The 17,365-nt window shown below is 61.5% G+C and carries 16 protein-coding genes; 6 read left to right on the forward strand and 10 right to left on the reverse strand.

Translation table 11 applies throughout. From position 1 onward, the window contains the following. Positions 1-78: 78 nt before the first annotated feature. The 4 genes from larC to R3F07_14880 all read right to left on the reverse strand — a co-directional run bounded on the left by larC (position 79) and on the right by R3F07_14880 (position 3,528). The gene (larC, locus tag R3F07_14865) at positions 79-1,425 is read right to left on the reverse strand and encodes a nickel pincer cofactor biosynthesis protein LarC (GenBank protein MEZ5277659.1); all 1,347 of its coding nucleotides are present in this window, start codon (positions 1,423-1,425) and stop codon (positions 79-81) included. After that, positions 1,422-2,072: a nickel pincer cofactor biosynthesis protein LarB gene (larB, locus tag R3F07_14870; protein MEZ5277660.1), complete on the reverse strand. Its 651-nt coding sequence runs from the start codon at positions 2,070-2,072 to the stop codon at positions 1,422-1,424. The genes larC and larB overlap by 4 nt, the downstream gene beginning before the upstream one ends. 25 nt (positions 2,073-2,097) lie before the next feature. Continuing rightward, a complete protein-coding gene (gene larE / locus R3F07_14875) occupies positions 2,098-2,901 on the reverse strand; it encodes an ATP-dependent sacrificial sulfur transferase LarE (GenBank protein MEZ5277661.1) in 804 nt (267 codons plus the stop codon). A 183-nt stretch (positions 2,902-3,084) separates the two neighbouring features. After that, positions 3,085-3,528: a cytochrome c gene (locus R3F07_14880; GenBank protein MEZ5277662.1), complete on the reverse strand. Its 444-nt coding sequence runs from the start codon at positions 3,526-3,528 to the stop codon at positions 3,085-3,087. 195 nt (positions 3,529-3,723) lie between these two features. Between R3F07_14880 and R3F07_14885 the strand changes: the two genes are divergently transcribed. After that, complete coding sequence (locus R3F07_14885; protein ID MEZ5277663.1) at positions 3,724-3,957, forward strand: hypothetical protein; 234 nt, start codon at positions 3,724-3,726, stop codon at positions 3,955-3,957. 20 nt (positions 3,958-3,977) lie between these two features. On the opposite strand, the gene R3F07_14890 is transcribed toward R3F07_14885, so the two are convergent. From R3F07_14890 to R3F07_14910, 5 genes are all read right to left on the reverse strand, one after another. Next, on the reverse strand, positions 3,978-5,003 hold the full coding sequence (locus R3F07_14890; GenBank protein ID MEZ5277664.1) for a uroporphyrinogen decarboxylase family protein: 1,026 nt from the start codon (positions 5,001-5,003) through the stop codon (positions 3,978-3,980). A gap of 108 nt (positions 5,004-5,111) precedes the next feature. Beyond that, positions 5,112-6,164, reverse strand: coding sequence for a UDP-3-O-(3-hydroxymyristoyl)glucosamine N-acyltransferase (gene lpxD, locus R3F07_14895; protein MEZ5277665.1), 1,053 nt, complete (start codon positions 6,162-6,164; stop codon positions 5,112-5,114). A 40-nt stretch (positions 6,165-6,204) separates the two neighbouring features. Beyond that, entirely contained in the window at positions 6,205-6,987 is a 783-nt protein-coding gene (locus R3F07_14900; protein MEZ5277666.1) for an oxidoreductase, read from the reverse strand. Between the two features lie 26 nt (positions 6,988-7,013). After that, complete coding sequence (locus R3F07_14905) at positions 7,014-8,045, reverse strand: zinc-binding dehydrogenase (GenBank protein ID MEZ5277667.1); 1,032 nt, start codon at positions 8,043-8,045, stop codon at positions 7,014-7,016. Positions 8,046-8,070: 25 nt separating this feature from the next. Then, a complete protein-coding gene (locus R3F07_14910; GenBank protein ID MEZ5277668.1) occupies positions 8,071-8,757 on the reverse strand; it encodes an orotidine 5'-phosphate decarboxylase / HUMPS family protein in 687 nt (228 codons plus the stop codon). 165 nt (positions 8,758-8,922) lie between these two features. Here R3F07_14910 and R3F07_14915 point away from each other — a divergent pair, with 165 nt between their 5' ends. Further along, positions 8,923-11,340, forward strand: a complete 2,418-nt coding sequence (locus R3F07_14915) for a DUF4962 domain-containing protein (protein MEZ5277669.1) — start codon at positions 8,923-8,925, stop codon at positions 11,338-11,340. Between the two features lie 233 nt (positions 11,341-11,573). Here R3F07_14915 and R3F07_14920 read toward each other — a convergent pair whose 3' ends face one another. Then, the gene (locus tag R3F07_14920) at positions 11,574-12,137 is read right to left on the reverse strand and encodes an SIS domain-containing protein (protein ID MEZ5277670.1); all 564 of its coding nucleotides are present in this window, start codon (positions 12,135-12,137) and stop codon (positions 11,574-11,576) included. 211 nt (positions 12,138-12,348) lie between these two features. Between R3F07_14920 and R3F07_14925 the strand changes: the two genes are divergently transcribed. The 4 genes from R3F07_14925 to R3F07_14940 are packed head-to-tail and all read left to right on the forward strand — an operon-like array spanning position 12,349 to position 17,285. Further along, positions 12,349-13,506: a cysteine desulfurase family protein gene (locus tag R3F07_14925; GenBank protein ID MEZ5277671.1), complete on the forward strand. Its 1,158-nt coding sequence runs from the start codon at positions 12,349-12,351 to the stop codon at positions 13,504-13,506. Further along, entirely contained in the window at positions 13,506-15,452 is a 1,947-nt protein-coding gene (gene recF / locus R3F07_14930; GenBank protein ID MEZ5277672.1) for a DNA replication and repair protein RecF, read from the forward strand. The genes R3F07_14925 and recF overlap by 1 nt, the downstream gene beginning before the upstream one ends. Positions 15,453-15,487: 35 nt before the next feature. Continuing rightward, the gene (locus tag R3F07_14935; protein MEZ5277673.1) at positions 15,488-16,372 is read left to right on the forward strand and encodes an NAD(P)-dependent oxidoreductase; all 885 of its coding nucleotides are present in this window, start codon (positions 15,488-15,490) and stop codon (positions 16,370-16,372) included. Positions 16,373-16,427: 55 nt separating this feature from the next. Then, positions 16,428-17,285, forward strand: coding sequence for a hypothetical protein (locus tag R3F07_14940; GenBank protein MEZ5277674.1), 858 nt, complete (start codon positions 16,428-16,430; stop codon positions 17,283-17,285). The last annotated feature ends 80 nt before the right edge of the window (positions 17,286-17,365 follow it).

Below are 17,365 nucleotides of genomic sequence, written 5' to 3' on the forward strand. Positions count from 1 at the left end.
ACTGTGCCGACTTCATTGGCCTCTTTGATTCCCAGGGCAATGCGTCGAAGCAATCCGGCGGCGGATCACCAGACAATCTCAGGGCAGATGCGAATCTGCAATAGACTGGACCTCTGGACGTTGCACAAGATCGCTTCGGGCCTGCTCAACGGACCGGCCGGCTTTCCGACTGTATTCGTAGAGGGCGTCGTACTCGAACTTCCATCGTCTGGCTCCGGACGGGGTGGTGACTTCCTTGGCAGGAACCGGACCGTGGTCGGTGTCGATCTGGACCGCCCTTCTCGGAAGGATCCGACGCTCCACCGGGTGGTAGCGGACCCCGATCGTGGTGGTCTCCTCGAGGAGAAAGTCGCTCACCACATTGAGCTTCTCTTCGGTCACGAGGACGGAGAGGCAGACTCCGGCCCGGCCCTTTTTCATCTGGACCGGGGCCAGCTGGAAATCGATGGCGCCGGCGGCCATTAGATCGGCCTGGAACCGGTCTCCCAGATATTCTGCCGGGGTGTCGTCGACATTGGTTTCGACCACGAAAAGGCGTTCGCTCCCGGGTTGCTCGGTGACCAACGATACCCGAATAACGTTGGCGCTCTGAAAATCCTTTTCCCCGCAACCGTAGGCAATTGTATCAACGGTGAGGGCGGGTGGATTGAAGTCCGGGTCGAGGTAGCGAATGATGGCCGCTCCGGTGGGGGTGATCCGCTCGCCTTCCTCCCTTCCTTTGTAGGAGGGCATTCCGCTCAGCAATTCGGCGGTGGCGGGGGCGGGAACCGGGAGGATGCCGTGCTGGGTCCGGACCATTCCGAATCCGGTGCAGATCGGATCGCAGTAGGTCCTGGTGACGCCGAGGCGATCGAGGAGGACGGCGGTCCCGACAATGTCGATTATGGAATCCACTCCGCTGATCTCGTGGAAGTGAATGGTCTCGATCGGTATATCGTGGATGTGGGCCTCCGCTTCGCCGATCAGGTGAAAGATGTCGTGAGCGATCGTCTTGGCCCGTTTGCTGATGTGGGCGTGATCGATCAGTTCGAGAATGTCGGAAAGATGCCGATGCGCCCCATGCTCGTGAGAATGCCCATGTTCGTGATCGTGATCGTGGGAGTGCCCATGATGATGCCCGCGTTCCCCTTCGTGGTCATGATCGTGGTCATGGCTGTGACCCTCACCGTGATCGTGCTGGTGGTGATGGTGGTCCTTTTCGTCTTCTGCGGTGCTCTTGGGGGTCTGGCTGAGGTCGATCACCCTGACCTGGCGGCAGGAAATCCCGTTCTTGATGACGTCGCGGATTTCCACCTTGCCGTCAGGAAGGTGAAGCTTGTCCGGCAGGCTCAGGAGTTCGTCATGGGCATCGGTCAGCGACGCGAGGGCCCCGAGAAACATGTCGCCGGAGGCGCCGGAAAAGGGTTCGAGGTAGAGAGTGCTCATTTGAGGAGTCGGAGGATGCGGAAGGCAGCGATGGCCGCACCGTAGCCGTTGTCGATATTGGTCACGGTGATCCCGTTGGCGCAGCTGGCGAGCATGGCGTGAAGGGCGGTTCGTCCGTCGGAGGCGACGCCGTAGCCTATGCTGGTCGGCACTGCGATGATCGGCTGTGCAAGCAGCCCGCCGATCACGCTGGGCAGGGCGCCTTCGAAACCGGCCGCGACGATGAGGACGCGGAAGGTCCGCAGTTCCTTAAGGCGTGTCATCAGTCTATGGATACCGGCCACCCCGATGTCGTTGATGCGGGCGGCCGCCACTCCCAGGTAGTTCAGTGTGTAGTAGGCCTCATTGACGACAAACTCATCCGAGGTGCCGGCGGAGATGATGCCGACGGATTTCTTCCGGGAGGAGAGATCATGCTGGTGGAGGAGGAAGGCGCCTGAGACCGGATCGTAGGTGGAACCGGAGAAGGACTCCATGAGGGCGGAGGCCTTTTCCGGCTGAAGCCGGGTGACGAAGGCGTTTTTTTCGACTTCGGCATGTTGTCGCAGGATCACCTCGAGGGTCTCCAGCGACTTGGACGCGCCGTAAACAACCTCGGGGAAGCCGAGTCGGCTCTCGCGGTCAAAGTCCAGATTCAGATTTTCCATGCGGAATGCTTCTGGTGGAGGTCGGTCAGGCCCGGCCGATGGCCCGATTGAGTTTGCCCGAGACGAGTCCTTCGGCGTCCATTTCGACTGCGGTGAAACCGAGGTCTGCGAAGGCGGAAGTGATCTGCGGCAGGGCTTCTTCCAGCCGATGGAGATCAACCGCGGGCACCTCGATCCGGGCGGTCGAATCAAAGTGCCGGACACGAACCTGTTTGAAGCCCAGTCCGGCGAGAATCGTTTCCGCGTTCTCGATGCGCGTCAGTTTCTCCACCGTGACGGGCTGGCCGTAGGGGATTCGGGAACTGAGGCAGGGGCTGGCCGGTTTGTCCCAGACCTCCAGACCGAGTGCCCGGGCCAGTTCGCGCACGGCGGCCTTGGTGAGACCGCAGTCCGCCAGGGGCGAACGGATGGCGTTCTCTTCGGCGGCTTTAAGGCCCGGCCGGTAATCCCCGATATCATCGGCGTTGGTCCCGTTGAGCAGGGTGTAGCCGGGATACTCGGATCGGATATGATGGAGTTCCGTGTAGAGGTTGCTCTTGCAGTGAAAGCAGCGATCCACCGGGTTGGCCGCGTAATTGGGATCATCGATTTCCCGGGGATGGATCACCCTCAGAGTGATATCGTGGCTCCGGCAGAATTGATGGGCTATCGCAAGATCTTCGCGTTTGAGACTGGGCGAATCCGCGATAACACCGATCCCGCGATCCCCGAGAAATTCCCGGGAAAGGAAAAGGACAAGGGCTGAGTCGACTCCGCCGGAGAAGGCGGTCAGGGATCCCTTCAATTCTGAAAACCAGGCTTCGAGGGCGTCTGGGATTGTCGGGGCCATTCTTTGGGATGAGTTCGGAAAAAGGTTCGGAAGAAGTCGAGTATTTGCGTCATCCCTTCGGGGGTGTCAACCGACTCGCGCCATTTGGGCGGAGATCGTCGCAGAACGGCAGTCCCTGCGGGAGTTGTTGCCGGCGGAGTCCCGGGTGGTTGTCCGCGGGTGGCCGTCCGGGGTGAGAGGGCGTCAATTCAGCTCTTCCTGACCCGGGGCCAGCGACTTGAGATAGAGAGCGATGGCGCGGGCGTCCTCTTCGTTCATCCGATAGACCGGCATGGGCGGGCGGAGATAGGTATTACCGATGGTCCCTGTGGTCAGGACTTCAACCACCTCGTCCACCGAATAGTTGGGCAGGCCGGCAATCGCCGGGGCGTAGGCGGCCCAATCGGCAACCGGCTCGAGCGGTGTCGTACGGATCTCAGTCCCCATCAAGAGCCGGGTGGAGTCGAGCAAGTCGTTGCTCATTTTCGGGGTGTGGCAGTCGACGCACATGGCGACACCGAAAGCGAGGTAACGCCCTTTTTCGATCGCCTGATCCGCGATCTCCTCCTGGACGGTCGCTTGACTGAAAAGGGCGCAGGTGAAGAGCGTTGAGATCAGGGCAGAGCCGGCAATAGGGAATCGATTCATCGGGGCAGGATGGAGGATTGGGTTTCCGGAACGGTCAATTAGGATCCTATGCGTTTCTTCAGTCCTGTCGACCCGGTTTGAAGGATTTTCGTCAAGCGCCGTCCCCCGGCAACCGATTAATGAACCGCGACCAGCGTGAATGAACTGGTTTCGTCTCTGCAAATCCAGCAGTCTGCCCCGGAAAGCCCAATCACGATGAAACGATCGGCCATATCTCGCATCCGCCGTCTGGTGTCGATGGTCATCCTGACCGCTCTGCCGGCCCTCGGCGGCTGCGCCGTTGTCAGCGTCGGCGGGGCCGGCCTATCGGTGGGAGCGACTGCGGTGCGGACGACCGGAAAGGTGGCCGGAACGGCAGTCGACGTGACGGCATCGACCGTGCGCGCCTCCGGGGCGGGTGGGGTCGAGTCGACCCCGGGTGATCCATGATTCGGGAATCGGCCCCCGCTTCACGGGGTGTGCTCGCGGGCGTAGCGGATCAGGGCTCGAAGGTTTTCCGGAGGGGTCATGGGTGAGACCTCGCACCCGGAATTCACGATGTGGTTGGAGCCGGAAATGCGGTGGCAGCGGGCAGCCTCCTGGTAAACGGACTCGGTCGAGCCGGTCAGAAGAGTGGATACGGTGGAGACATTTCCGCTGATCACCCGTCCGGGTCCGAGGTGTTTGCGCGCGAGGTTCAGGTCAACCGGGAAATCCAGTTCGAAAATGTCGGCGGGCAGCTCCGCCATGGCGGGAAGCAGCGACTCGGTCTGGCCGCACATGTGCAGACGGGTGATGATGTTCGGATGGGCGGCCTTGATCGCTTCGAGGACCCGCTTCTGTCTGGGCTGGACGAAACGCCGGTAGTGGCCGGGGCCGATCAGACTGGCTGCGGCATCGCTCATGCCGATGGTGTCCACTCCGGCGGCGATCTGGGCCATGGCATAGGGGATCGCCACGTCGGCCGAGAACTCCAGCAGATCGTCGACAAACGACGGGTTTTCCAAGAAATCCATCATGACGTGATTCAGCCCACGCAATTCCTGGGCGAGGGCGAGCGGTCCTTCGACCCAGCCGACGATGGAGCGGTAACCCCCGACCTCCCGATACATCATCTCGATTCCCCGGATCCGGTCGTGCATCCGGCCGCCTCCGAGCGGATCGGGAATCCGGAACGTCTTCAACCGTGACATGTCAAGCAGGGCAGCCCGGTCTTCGTTGATGGCGGGACCCTGATCCTCAAACCACTCGACGCTGCCCTCGCCTGCGATATCGATGACTTCGCGGGCCGGATCGGAGCAGGTCAGGAGGCAATCGATGTCGAAATCCTCCGCCGTTTTGAGCTGGGCCTGGGCCATTTTGAGGCCATCGCGGGTGTAGTCGATGAAGGGCATCCCGGCGTGCCGGGCGGCGAACATCATTACCATGGGTTGGGCGGCGAGGGAGTCAACCGGCTTGCCGGCGAGGGTGGCGTGGATGCGCTCGAGCGGAGTCATCGGAAAAGGCGACTATGCCTTAATTGATAGTGAGGGTGACACCGACTCGAGGCAAGCGGGCATCGCCGGCGAATTCGCCTATGGCGGGATATTCGAACGTATCCGCACTCAATGACCGACACTACTTTGCGACTCGAGTGCGGCCAGTCGATTTTCGAGTTCCTTGATCCGTTCGAGTGTTTTGGGCAGGCGCCGAATGTGAACCCGCAGGCGCTGTTCCTCCTGAATCGGGACCGCGGGATAGCCGAGGTAGGTATGACCGCCGGGAAGGTCCTTGAGGACGCCGGCTCGTGCCGCGAGGGTGGATTGCCGGCCGATGGTGACGTGGCCGGCGATGCCGACCTGCGCCGCGGCGACGACGTAATCCTCCAGTATGGAACTCCCGGCGATTCCGGTCTGGGATACGATAATGCAGTGTTTGCCGACGATGACGTTGTGGGCGATCTGGACGAGGTTGTCGATCTTGGTGCCTTCGCCGATCCAGGTCCGTCCAAAACGGGCCCGGTCGATGGTCGTTGCCGCACCAACTTCCACATCGTTGTCGATCTGGACAATGCCGGCCTGACGAATCTTCCGGTGACGTCCCTTTTCCAGAACATAGCCGAATCCATCCGCGCCGATAACGGCGGACGAATGAATGATGACGCGTTCGCCGAGCAGGCAGGCCTGAAGGACGGTGGCGTTGGGATGGAGAAAGGAATCCTTGCCGATCCGGACATCGGGCCCCACGTAGGCATTTGCGCCGATGGTCACGCCGTCACCGATCCAGGCCCGTTCATCGATGACGGCTCCGGGTCCGACACAGACGAGTCCGGGATTGATCACGACATCTTTTCCGATTGTGGCGGACGGATGAATGCCGGCCTTGAAAGGGATGGGTTGAAGGCCGAACTTCTCGACGATGATTTCGAAGGCTTGGGACGGGTTGGCGACTCCGATGCAGGTCAGCTTGTCCGGGAATTGTGTCGTTTCCGAGGGGACAAGCGCCGCGGTGGCCGCAGTCTCCATGAGCTGCTTGTGGTAACGGGAATCGTAAAAGAAGGTCAGGTCGCCCGGCTTGGCTTCCTTGAGGGACGCGAAACCAACGATTCGATGGTCCGGACTTCCGGAGAGAAGCGTCCCGTTTATGAGGGTAATGAGTTCACCGACGCTGACGTCCATGCCGCTCAGTGTTCATAGAAATCCGGCGGTGTCACGAATTTCAGAATTTCGGAAGATTGCGCCCGAGAAAGGTGTGTTGTTCAATGTCGAGGACGGAACCACTGACCGGTCCGGACTCATCGCTGAGGAAGTAAATGGCGGCGGCGGCGATCTCCTCGGGGGTGAAGAGGCGCCCGGACGGCGTGAAGAATCTTGAGAGGTGGGACGGCCAGTTGTCGGGACGTCCCTGATCCCGGTAGCGCTGGTATTCCCCTTCAGTCAGGACCCAGCCTGGGTTGATCTGGTTTATGCGGACACCGGATTCGCGGGTGAGGGTATCACCAAGATTCCGGGTCAGGGTCATGAGGCCTCCCTTGGAGATGGAATACGGGACCATGTGGCCTTCACCTGCGTGGGCGTTGACCGAACCGATATTGACCACCGATCCGCGGGTCCGGGTCAGGTGGGGCAGGGCGGCCTGGATAAGGAAGAAGGGCGCCCGCAGGTTGGTCGAGATGAAGCGGTCGAAGAGTGCCTCATCGGTATTCTGGATGGTCCCGTTGCCGACCAGAGCGGCATTGTTGACCAGCCCGTCCAATTGCCCGAACGACTGAATGGCGTGGTCGACAACGGCGGCGGAAGAACCTGGAGCAGTCAGGTCGGCGACCCGCAACGCCGTCTTTTCTCCACCGGGGTCGAGCTCCGTCCGGACGGCGGCACCGAGTTCCGCCTCAAGACCGTGGATGAGGACCCGGGCCCCTTCCTCGAGGCATTTCCTGGCAATGGCCTTCCCGATGCCGGTGGTTGATCCGGTCACGATAATGACTTTGTCCTCGAGTCGCATGGAAAGAGAAACGGTTGAAGCGCGCCTCAGTTTTCCGGTTTCAAGACAGCTTTGACGATGGCGCCCGAATGCATGGCTTCAAACGCGTCATGCCACTTGTGGAGTGGCCAGATACCACCGAGGATCGGGGAGAGGTTGAGACGGCCGGATCCGAGGAGTTCGAGCACACGTTCCCAGACCGGCCAGTTGTGAGAAAAGGAACCCTGCAAGGTGACGTTTTTCTGGACGAGCGGATCCAGCGAGAATCCAAGTGGTTGCGGTCCCCAGCCGACCTTCGTGATCCAGCCGGCGGGCCGGACGAGATCGAGCGCGGTCTTCAGGGTGGCGGAAATACCGGCAGCATCGATGACGACATCGACGCCCAGGCCGTCACCTTGCCGTGCCCATTCCGTCGGATCGCCGACAATGGGGTGACACCCGATCAATTCCGCGGTATCAAGCCGGATCTGGTCGGCCGGCAACCCGGTCACGGCGACGTCGGCCCCCGCCAATCGGGCGATGCTCGCGCAGAGAAGCCCGATCGGTCCGGGGCCGATGACGAGCACCCGGCATCCCGGAGTGATCCGGCTGTTGTTCATGACCGCGTTGTAGGCCACGCAGCAGGGCTCGGTCAGGGCGGCGTGTTCCGACTTCAAGCTTTCAGGCACCCGGTGCAGGCAGCGTTCGGGGACCCGAACAAAGGTGGTCATCGCCCCATCCACCCCATAGCCGAAACCCTTGCGATCGGGGTCGAGGTTGTAGAGACCCCGACGGGTCATGGGGCTGTCGGGATTGATGACGGCCGCGGTTTCTGAAACGATCCGGTCGCCCTCCCTCCAGGAAGAGTTTTTTCCCGGCATTTCCTCGATCACTCCGCAGAATTCATGACCGAGAACAACCGGGTAGTTGACCGACCATCCCTGCTGCCCGGTCCATTGGTGGAGATCACTCCCGCAGACTCCGACGGCCAGGACCCTGACCAACACTTCACCGTCGTCGGGAGTCGGGCGCGGGATGTCGCGGAGTTCGACGGAAAAAGGGGTTTTGGAAAAATTGACGACGCCGGGTGTGGAATTCATGGGAACTGGGAGAAGCCTGGGGGATTCAGGACTGCCGGTGGACGGCCTCGCAGATCAATCGGAGAGAGCCCTCGAGGTCCCCGCCGGCGGTGCGGAATGCATCCGCATCGATGGTGAGGGGCGCACCAAGCACAACGAGTGGGGCTCCGTAGCCGGGGCACTGGATGGCCTGTTCGATGCTGAGGCCCCCGACGGCTTGAACCGGGATGGACACGGCCTCGACGACCGCCCGCAGCTGATCGAGCGGGCTGGGCATGCGTTCCCCACGGGCGGCGATGCCCCGCCGTTCGTCGTAGCCGACGTGATGGACGATAAAATCGCAGCCGAGATCTTCCAACCGCCTTGCCGATGCCACCATGTCGGGCGCGGCCAGATTGTCACCCATGACCTTGACATTGAAATCCCGCCCGGCCTGGACGACGCACTTGATGGTTTCGGGGTGGGCCCGCTCCATCACGACGACATGAGTCGCCCCGGCTTTGGCCATCATCTCCGCTTCGAGGTAGCCTCCGTCCATCGTCTTCAGGTCAGCGACGATCGGCACGTCGGGAAAACGCTCCCTCAAGCCGCTGACCGCCCTGAGGCCCTCGGCGAGGATGAGGGGTGTCCCGGCTTCCAGCCAGTCGACGCCCGCACGAAGCGCCATGGTCGCGGTCTCGATCGCTTCGTCCAGCCGGGTCAGGTCGAGAGAGATCTGCACGATCGGTTTCATGGGATGGACAACAGACGATCCGGGGCCTTAAGACAAGCCATCCGGACGGGTTCGACACCCTTGCCCTTGGCCGGTGATGGGTTTTCATCAAAGACAGTCGTTTCGGCCGTCACCCTCCGCATCCAAACCTTGAGTCCCGAGTCGCCTGACAAGGATCACCAGTCCATGAAAGAAAGCCGCCATCCCCATCCTCATGTTGACCCCCGACAGCCGAGAAACAATGACCGGCTCGGGACAAATCCGCCGGTCTTTGCCTGGAAGCCTCCGGCGGGCGAGGTCAGGGTCCGGATTTCAGGCACGCATCCTCCGGTCTACACGAGTGTCCTGGTCGAGTCCAAAGATGGCTACCGTCTTGAGGTGGCCCGGGATCTCGATTTCGCCGACAAGGTGATCGATCTTCCAGGGCTGGTGGATCCGGTCCATCTGCCCGAGAAGGCGTTGCCGGCCGGCGGGTATTTCTGGCGGTGGTCGTCGGGCGAGGCTGTTTCGGAGGTATTCTCGTTCACGATTCCCCAGGACGCCGTCCGGCTCGAGGTGCCTCCGGCCGAGACCTGGCTCGAGGCATTCTCAGGACCACATCCCCGGGTTCAGGTCTCGGCGGGAGACCTGCCGCAACTGCGCTCACGGCTGGAGCGGGATCGGCCCTCCGAGCGTGCCGCCATGATTGCCGAAGCGGATGCGATTCTGAAGGAAGCCCATCACTACCCCGAGCCTGAGCGGCTCCCGGACCGCGAGGTGGATTACGAGGCCTTCTGGGCGATCTGGTATCCGACCATGTGGGGCACCCGGCGCTTTGTCAAAGGGGCCGAGGTGCTAGCCTTCGCCTACCTGGTGACCGGCATTTCGGAATACGGTCGTGCGGCCTGTCAGCGACTGGACAGTGTCGCGCGTTGGGACCCGGAGGGCTCCACCTACCTGGGGCACAATGACGAAGCTCATATGAGCGTCATCTGGAATGGCCCGATTGCCTGTGATTGGGTCTGGAATCTGTTCACCGAAGAGGAGCGCACCCGTGTGATCGAGCAATACCGGCGCAGGGGCGAAATCACCTTTCATCACATGCATGATCAGGGCTGTTACGGGGTGAACCGCTTTGATTCCCATGCCGGTCGCGAGATTGTCTTCCTGGCACAGATGGCCCTGGTTTTTCACCAGGAAATCCCAGAGGCACGCGAATGGTTGCGCTGGTTGCGTCCGGTCCTGGGAGGCATCTGGCCGGTTTGGGCGGGCGATGATGGCGCATGGTCGGAAGGTGTTTCCTACGCCAATCCGTACGTCACCATCATGAGCCGGTTCGTTTCGATTCTCAAGCATGGCGCCGGCATCGATCTCTACCGGAGACCGTTCTGGAAAAACTTCTGCAAGTGGAAGCGGTGGGTTCAGCCGCCCTACGCGGAATGGACCGGATTCGGCGACCATTCCGAGCGTTGGAGAGACGGATGGACGGCCACAGCCGACATCGTCGAGCTGATTGCACGGGAAACAGGCAGCCCGGAGTTTCTGCCCTACGTGGCGGCCTTCCGTCGGGAGATAGACGGGATGGAGGCGGCGCCGGCCGGCCGCGCCCTGCCAGCCACCAATCCGACCCTGCTTTTGGCGCCACCCCTCGAGGCTGAACCGGGGCGGGAGGCTGCGGATCGTCCAGGGGGCCGGGTCAGCGCCGTTTTTCCCTACGCGGGCTGGGCGGCCATCCGTACCGGGTTGGCCGGGGGAAGCGACGATGTGGCGTTTCTCTTCCGGAGTTCCCGATTCGGAGCGTTCAGTCATTCCCACTCGAACAACAATGATTTCATCGTCCATGTCGGCGGTCGGATCATGGCGATGCCTTCGGGATACTACGCCGGATATGGTTCGAAGCATCACGCCCATTGGGTCTGGCATACCAAGGCGAACAATTGTATCACCCTATCGGACGCGCCGCAGCTGATGCGGTCCCACGAATCCCAAGGCTATGTCATCAACGGATTTGAGGACGAGCGGATCGCGTATTTCTGTGGCAACGCCGATGCGAGCTATCGTCTGCAGGCCAGACGATGCCGCCGGCATGTGGCTTATCTGAAAGACGTGGGGTGTTTTTTCCTGGTGGATACCTTTGAGGCTCAACCGGGCATCACATCTTCAGTCCAGTGGAACATCCATTCCTGGAGTCCCTTCGCGGTGGATCCTGACGGGAAGGGCTTTCATCTGCAGCGCGGCGAGAGCGGATTGCACGGTTCGTTTCTCTTTTCCCATGAGTCGTTTGTATCGCTTCGGGAAGGATGGGACCCGCCGCCGGGAACCGGGAAGAATTCCGATCAATGGCATAATCAATACCACCTGCGCTTCACGCCCGCGGTTCTGGCCGAGAAACGCAACCTGGGTGTCGTGCTTCGCCCGGATTACCCGGGGTTTCGCAAGCCCGAGATCAGGCGGGAGCGGAGGGGGACTGCCGAAGTGGCCGAGATCGACGGGTTCAGCCTGTGGGTCAACCAGGAGGAACGCATGGATGTGGCCGGTCGGGAATCCGATGCGATCGCCGCGATCGTGATGGATGGTCGGGTCTACGAGATCCGGGAGGAGGGAGTCGCCCACAGGGGGCAGTGAACGATTCCCGGTGCAGGACCGGCGCCGCTGTTATTCAAGCCGCCCAGCTCCTGCGATGTAGTTCCTGCCAATCAGGTTCACGTGGCTTAACGAGTGACTCGAATGTGGGACGTGGCTTGTCCGTGACCATTCACCGCTCATCCGGTCCCCAAGACTGACTTTGCGAAGGCGCACTCCATGTGCGCAGTTTCGAAGAGCGTCTCAGAAGGGAATCCCCGAGTGCACAACACCGTCTAGGCGGGAAAGGCGCCTTCGATCCGCTCGCAGAAATGGTGAATGAGGAAGAGGTGGGCCTCCTGGACAGATGCGGTCTGATCCGACGGGATGATCACTTCGATCGTCGCCAGGCCCTGACAAGCCCCGCCCCCCTTGCCGAGAAGAGCAAGACTGTGGATGCCGTGCTTTCTGGCCGTTTCGAGAACGGTGACCAGGTCCCGGGATTGACCACTGGAACTCAGACAGACAAGCAGGTCGCCCTCAGTGGCGATTCCTTCAAATTGGCGGACGAAAACCTGGTCCCAGCCGAAGTCGTTCCCAATACAGGACATGAGGGTTCCGTCGCTGGTCAGGGCGACGGCGGGCAGGGATCGCCGGTTCGACCGGTAACGTCCCACCAGTTCGGTGGTCAGGTGCTGGGCCTCGGCGGCACTCCCGCCATTGCCGCAGGCGATCAGTTTGTTGCCGGTTTTCAGGGTCTCCAGGATGAGATCTCCGGCGGCGTCGATGGCCGGACGGATCGTCCGGAGGGCGTGGAGTGTCTCGAGAGATTTCTGCAGGCTCTGGTCAAAAGTCATCATCGGAAAGGGAGTGTGATTTGGGGAGTGGCGAAGTCGAATCCGAAAGACCGTCTCGAGAGTTTGTAACGTATTATGTTACAAATGGGTTGTTTCAGTCGGATTATCAATCAGTTGAATTGCCGCGAATCCGAGACGCGATGAGTGACAAACCCCGCGTTGTGTTTTTTCCGGGTTTGCAGCTTCGGGAGAATGTGGGAGAGTGGCAGAACGGATGGCCTATTTTGATTTTAATGCCACGGCACCACTGCACCCGGTAGCCCGGGAGACCTGGCTCAAGACATCGGCAGACGCCTGGCAGAATCCGGGGAGTCCCTACCGTGCCGGTGCGCGGGCGCATGCCCGGCTGGTGGAATCGCGTGAATGTCTGGCGGGGTTGCTCGACTGCGGGCCGGAGAGGATTGTCTTCACCTCCGGTGCGACGGAATCCGACAATACCGTCATTGCGAGTGTCGCGTCCGTGAGCGGGCAGAATGATCGGATCGCCGTCTCACCAACCGAGCATCCGGCGGTGCTGGAAGCGGCCGACCGTTTTTGGGGCGACCGGGTGATTTGGCTTCGGGTGGATGGAGCCGGGCGGATCGACGAGGCGCATCTGGAGGAGGTGCTGGTCGGGTTCAGACCTCGGCTGACGTGCATCATGGCCGCGAACAACGAGACGGGTGTGGTGGCACCGGTGGTGCGTTTGGCGGAACTTTGCCGTCGGCACGGATCGCTCATGCTTTGCGACGCCACTCAGTGGATCGGGAAACGACCCCTGGAGAATCTGCGGCTCCCCGACTTCCTGGTTGGCGGGGCCCACAAATTCGGCGGGCCGAAAGGGGTCGGCTTCCTCCGGCTGCCGAAAGAGGGCCAGTTCTCGTCTCTGATACGCGGGGGCAGGCAGGAGAACGGGCATCGGGCCGGAACCGAGAACATCCCCTCGGTCGCCGCGATGACGGCGGTGCTTTCACACCTGAAGGAGGAGTGGGACTGCGGCATCCCGGCAAGGGAGGAGACGAGGCGCGACTTCGAATCCAGTCTGAAGGGGAAGGTGCCGGGGGTTTGCATTGTTTCAGAAGATGCCGAACGGCTCTGGAATACGGTGTCTGTCATCATGCCGCACGGTGAGAACACCTGGTGGGCCCGGAAACTGGACGCGAAGGACTTCCAGGTGGGAACCGGGTCGGCCTGTTCGACGGGAGAGGCCGGCCCTTCACACGTCATGAAGGCCCAGAATATCCCGCCGGATCAGGCCCGAAGGATGGTGCGGTTGAGCAGCGGCTGGTCGACGGGACCCGAGGACTGGCGGGACCTGGCGGTGTTGATCGCGGAACTGGCCGCGGAACAGGCGGCGGGTCCGGTCATCCGAATCGTGAATTCCGCTTCCTGATGATCCTGCGACGCCTCGGCATTCAGGACTTCCGCAATATCACAGCGGCCGGGATCGAGTTTGAGCCGGGCAACACATTTCTTCTCGGGTCGAACGGGCAGGGCAAGAGCAACCTGATTGAGGCGATCGGGTTCATGACGGCACTTCGGGCGTTTCGCACCCATGAACAGAAGGCTCTGATTCGACACGGTGAGGAGGAGGCTGCGCTCGCCTACGTGTTGGAGAGCAGGACGCGCGGGAGGACGGAATTGACCATTCGATTGCGGGCCCAGGGGCGGAGCGTGGAACTGGATGGGGAGCCGGTCAGACGCTTTGCGGAGGTCATCGGCCAGTTTCCCACCGTGGTCTTTGCCTCGGAGGACATTCAGCTCATTCGGGGTGGTCCGGCCAATCGTCGGAGGCTGATCGATCTTTTCCTTTCCAGTCTGGACACGGGTTATCTGCGTGCGCTCACGCGGTATCACCGGAGTCTGCGGGAGCGCAATGCGTTGCTCAGAAAGGACGCCGCCGATGGCCAGTTGGCCGCGTTTGAGCAGGTCATGGCGCCGTTGGCGGCGGAGGTCTTCCGATCGAGGACTGCGGTGGTGGCCTCTTTGGAGGAGGCATTGGGCCGCTTTTATCTGGGCTTGTGCGGGGGGGCGGAGGATCCCCGGTTTCAGTTTCGTCCCGATGTCCGGACGGACGACGAGGAGGCATGGTTGAAGGTCTTCGGCGATGGCCGAGCCCGGGACCGGCAGATGAAATCGACCCAGAGGGGCCCTCAGCGCGACGATTTCCGATTGCTGATCAACGGACGCGAGGCGCAGGATTACGCCTCGGAGGGACAGCAGCGCGGCCTGGTGCTGGCCCTCCGGTTTGCGCAGATCCAGGTCATCCGCGACCGGACGGGGGCCATTCCCATTGTCCTGGCCGACGATGTCCTGGGCGAGCTGGATCCCGTGCGCCGCGAACGTTTCTGGCGTCATCTGGATCCGGATACGCAGGTCATCGCCTCGGGCACGACCCCTCCAGAGGCGACGGATCCCCGGGGGTGGCGGATTCTCGGGGTCGAGGACGGCCGGTTTGCTTTTGCTTTGACGCCGGGCAATCCGTTCGCGAGAACCGCGACCATGATACCTCTTGAAGATTACTCCGAGGACATCATCGGGAAGGTGATGCGTGGCCGGGGGATTTCGAAAGACCAGCTCTGTCGTGATGCCGGCATCTCAGGCGACGAGTTGAGCGGACTGCTGCGGGGGGAGCCACTGGAGGCTGCCCTGCGCAAGGTGGCTCCGGTTCTTGAGCTTGGTGCGGATCAGCTCGTGGTATGCGCCAGGAAGACCTGGTATCCGGATCAGCCGGAGAAACCCGTTGGGTTCGCCTCGGCCAATACCACCTTTCACGATATGACGGTCAACGCCTATGTGGTCTGGGACACGGCGACGCGCGAGGCGGTCATCTTCGATTCGGGGGCGGATTCCGAGCCCTTGATCGAGGTTGTCCGGACGAACCGGCTGGCGGTGAAGCTGATCCTGCTGACTCATTCCCACACCGATCATGTGATCGACCTTCCCAGGCTGGTCGAGGCGGTCGGGAATCCTCCTGTCTGGATCAATGCCCGGGAAAGCGGCGATGAGGATTTTCCCGGGAACGCCCACACCTTTGAGGCCGGAAAGACCTTCTCGGTGAGCGGTCTGTCGATTGAGTCTGTCTTGACGAACGGTCATTCCCCCGGAGGCACGACCTACCTGGTCAAGGGGCTCGATCAGCCGCTGGCCATCGTAGGCGATTCGCTCTTCGCCGGGTCGATGGGCGGGAGCATGACTGCTTACGAAACGGGCCGTCAGAACAATCTCAAAAAGGTCCTGACCCTGCCGGATGCGACCATCCTGGCGCCGGGACATGGTCCGCTCACGACGGTCGCCCAGGAAAAGTTGCACAACCCGTTCTTTGCGGGCCGAATCTGAATCAACCAACCCCAAAACAAGACACCAACGCATCTATGTCGGAAAAAATCGGATTTGTCGGAGTGGGACGGATGGGCGCAAACATGGCCCGCCGTCTCAAGGATTGTGGCTACGAAATCAGCGCTGTTTATGACGTGTTTCCGGAGTCTGCAGCCAAGCTGGCGGCGGAGATCGGTGCGAAGCACTGTGCCGCTCTCCCGGAGGTGACCGCTTTGGCGGACATCATCTTCACGGTGGTCACGGACGAGGCGGCCATGCTGGAGATTTTCGGTGGCGAGGACAGTCTCCTGGTGGGCGCGGCGGGCAAACTTTTTGTGAATTGTGCGACGATATCCCCGGCCACCCATATTCTGGTCGAACAGGCGGCGCATAGAGCCGGTGCCCAGACGATGGAGGCCTGCATGGCCTCGAGTATCCCGCAGGCTCGCCAGGGCACGCTCTACCTGATGGTTGGCGGGTCGAAGGAGAACGTGGCGAGGATCGAGACGATCCTGACCAAGCTCTCTTCGTCGATGCGGCACGTGGGCGGAACCGGTGAGGCGGCCAAGGTCAAGGCCCTCGTCAATATGGTGATGAACATCAACACGGCGGGCCTGGCCGAAGGTTTGGGGCTCGGTGATGCCCTTGGGCTGGACCTGACCATGCTGCGCGAGGTATTCTCGGAGACCGGTGCCAATTCCAATGTTCTCAGAACGGACGGAGAAGACATGCAGAATCGCGATTTCGCGTGCTTTTTCTCAGCCGAACATGCGGCCAAGGACAGCCGGATCGCGTACGAACTGGCCGTCACCTCGGGGCTGACACTTCCGCTTGCCCGGGTGACGAAGGAGCAGTTTGAGAAGATGGTGCAGATCGGGCTGGGCGGACTCGACAAATCCGGCATTGCGGAATTGACCTTCAAAGGTCGTCACGAGACCTGATCTCCGGTCTCCCGCCGAAGAGCCCTGACCAACAACCCTCCTTCCCTTCGAAACCATGAAAAAAAAGACAAAGACCCCAAAACTGTATCAAGTGGCGAATCTCTGGTCACTGGTGCATTATCCGACGGCGAAGCGTGAGTGGTCGCTCGAGAGAAAGCTCGCCGCGGTGGCCGAAGCCGGGTTCGACGGGGTCACCACGGCCCTGAACGAAGAGTCTGGAAAACTCGCTGCAAAGCACGGACTCAAGGTGGTCGGATTCCTGTCGGCCTCGCGGAAGAAGGACTTCCGTCCCCAGCTTGAGAAAAACCGCGACGGGGGAGCCTACGACATCAACGTGCAGCTGGGGGATCACGATACCACGACTGATCGGGCGGTCGACCTGGCGGTCCGCCTGATGAAAGAAGGCCGGAAACTGGGAGTGCAGCCGGCTGTTGAGATCCACCGCGACACCTGCACGGAAACACCGGAGAAGACCTATGCGCTGGCGGACGGTTATCGGAAACGGACGGGCGAAGTCCTCCCGATGACGCTCGACTATTCCCACTTTTCGGTGGTCAAGCACCTCTCGCCGGCCAATTTCAGCAGCCGACTGCTCGAGCGCAAGGATCTGGTTGAGAACGCCCGACAGGTTCATTTCCGCACCTTCAACGGGCATCATTGCCAGGTTCCGGTGACTGATGGGCGGGGTCGCCTGACTCCGGAGCTGAAGGACTGTCTGCCGGTCATCGGAGATATCTTCCGGATCTGGCTGAAGGGGAATCCCGGCCTGGACCAGCTCTGGGTCTGCCCCGAGATGGGCCCGGTTGCGGGTGGCTACAACTTCCATTGCCTCCCGAACAGTTGGGAGGAGGCCCAGCGCCTGCGCAAATTGATAGCCGCTGCCTGGCGCAGGGAGGTCGGAAAGCTCAAGTGAAGGCTTTCGGTGACCCCCGAAGGCGCGTGGGGGGATGCCTGCACGGATGCGACACTTCCGGACCGGCCGGTCTGTCTTTG

Source organism: Opitutaceae bacterium (assembly GCA_041395105.1).
Taxonomy (GTDB): Bacteria; Verrucomicrobiota; Verrucomicrobiia; order Opitutales; family Opitutaceae; genus B12-G4.

Bases quoted from the DNA above. Each gene is read 5' to 3' on its own strand.
- larC (MEZ5277659.1), bottom strand. From the start codon at position 1,425: ATGAGCACTCTCTACCTCGAACCCTTTTCCGGCGCCTCCGGCGACATG.
- larB (MEZ5277660.1), bottom strand. From the start codon at position 2,072: ATGGAAAATCTGAATCTGGACTTTGACCGCGAGAGCCGACTCGGCTTC.
- larE (MEZ5277661.1), bottom strand. From the start codon at position 2,901: ATGGCCCCGACAATCCCAGACGCCCTCGAAGCCTGGTTTTCAGAATTG.
- R3F07_14880 (MEZ5277662.1), bottom strand. From the start codon at position 3,528: ATGAATCGATTCCCTATTGCCGGCTCTGCCCTGATCTCAACGCTCTTC.
- R3F07_14885 (MEZ5277663.1), top strand. From the start codon at position 3,724: ATGAAACGATCGGCCATATCTCGCATCCGCCGTCTGGTGTCGATGGTC.
- R3F07_14890 (MEZ5277664.1), bottom strand. From the start codon at position 5,003: ATGACTCCGCTCGAGCGCATCCACGCCACCCTCGCCGGCAAGCCGGTT.
- lpxD (MEZ5277665.1), bottom strand. From the start codon at position 6,164: ATGGACGTCAGCGTCGGTGAACTCATTACCCTCATAAACGGGACGCTT.
- R3F07_14900 (MEZ5277666.1), bottom strand. From the start codon at position 6,987: ATGCGACTCGAGGACAAAGTCATTATCGTGACCGGATCAACCACCGGC.
- R3F07_14905 (MEZ5277667.1), bottom strand. From the start codon at position 8,045: ATGAATTCCACACCCGGCGTCGTCAATTTTTCCAAAACCCCTTTTTCC.
- R3F07_14910 (MEZ5277668.1), bottom strand. From the start codon at position 8,757: ATGAAACCGATCGTGCAGATCTCTCTCGACCTGACCCGGCTGGACGAA.
- R3F07_14915 (MEZ5277669.1), top strand. From the start codon at position 8,923: ATGAAAGAAAGCCGCCATCCCCATCCTCATGTTGACCCCCGACAGCCG.
- R3F07_14920 (MEZ5277670.1), bottom strand. From the start codon at position 12,137: ATGATGACTTTTGACCAGAGCCTGCAGAAATCTCTCGAGACACTCCAC.
- R3F07_14925 (MEZ5277671.1), top strand. From the start codon at position 12,349: ATGGCCTATTTTGATTTTAATGCCACGGCACCACTGCACCCGGTAGCC.
- recF (MEZ5277672.1), top strand. From the start codon at position 13,506: ATGATCCTGCGACGCCTCGGCATTCAGGACTTCCGCAATATCACAGCG.
- R3F07_14935 (MEZ5277673.1), top strand. From the start codon at position 15,488: ATGTCGGAAAAAATCGGATTTGTCGGAGTGGGACGGATGGGCGCAAAC.
- R3F07_14940 (MEZ5277674.1), top strand. From the start codon at position 16,428: ATGAAAAAAAAGACAAAGACCCCAAAACTGTATCAAGTGGCGAATCTC.